The sequence below is a fragment of the Stenotrophomonas sp. INTA L402-1 genome, assembly GCF_059295135.1.
The window spans coordinates 1-907 of the sequence record NZ_JCAFWP010000101.1; the positions used below are offsets into that span (position 1 = coordinate 1).

General features: G+C 52.1%; 2 protein-coding genes. Both read left to right on the forward strand.

Going from position 1 to position 907, the window contains the following annotated elements; translation table 11 throughout:
• Positions 1-128: 128 nt before the first annotated feature.
• Complete coding sequence (rpsF, locus tag AC5O77_RS21685) at positions 129-524, forward strand: 30S ribosomal protein S6 (protein ID WP_224142518.1); 396 nt, start codon at positions 129-131, stop codon at positions 522-524.
• 6 nt (positions 525-530) lie between these two features.
• Complete coding sequence (gene priB / locus AC5O77_RS21690) at positions 531-845, forward strand: primosomal replication protein N (RefSeq protein ID WP_001296681.1); 315 nt, start codon at positions 531-533, stop codon at positions 843-845.
• Positions 846-907 lie beyond the last annotated feature (62 nt).

Genomic DNA, 907 nt, shown 5'->3' on the forward strand with positions numbered 1-907 from the left:
CTTGAGTTTAGCGGGGTATGTCAGTACTATAACGCGTCATTTTTCAGCCGACCTTTAACACGTTCCTTGCCTCCCCGGGATTCGGCTGACCCAGACAGGAGGCTGAATAATCCGTAAGGAGCAATTCGATGCGTCATTACGAAATCGTTTTTATGGTCCATCCTGACCAGAGCGAACAGGTTCCGGGCATGATCGAGCGCTACACTGCTGCCATCACTGGTGCAGAAGGCAAGATCCACCGTCTGGAAGACTGGGGCCGCCGTCAGCTGGCTTACCCGATCAACAAACTGCACAAAGCTCACTACGTTCTGCTGAACGTTGAAGCGCCGCAGGAAGCGATCGATGAGCTGGAAACAAACTTCCGCTTTAACGATGCCGTTATCCGCAGCATGGTTATGCGTACCAAGCACGCTGTTACCGAAGCATCTCCGATGGTTAAAGCGAAAGACGAGCGCCGTGAGCGTCGCGATGATTTCGCAAACGAAACCGCTGATGATGCTGAAGCTGGGGATTCTGAAGAGTAATTTCTGATGACCAACCGTCTGGTGTTGTCCGGCACCGTGTGCAGGACTCCCCTTCGAAAGGTCAGTCCATCAGGAATTCCTCACTGCCAGTTCGTGCTTGAGCATCGTTCTGTGCAGGAGGAAGCCGGTTTTCACCGGCAGGCATGGTGTCAAATGCCCGTTATTGTTAGCGGACACGAAAACCAGGCCATTACTCACAGTATAACGGTCGGCAGTCGCATAACCGTTCAGGGGTTCATTTCATGCCACAAGGCAAAGAACGGACTGAGCAAAATGGTTTTGCATGCCGAGCAGATTGAATTGATAGATTCTGGAGACTAGCCATATGGCACGTTATTTCCGTCGTCGCAAGTTCTGCCGTTTCACCGCGGAAGGCGTTCAAG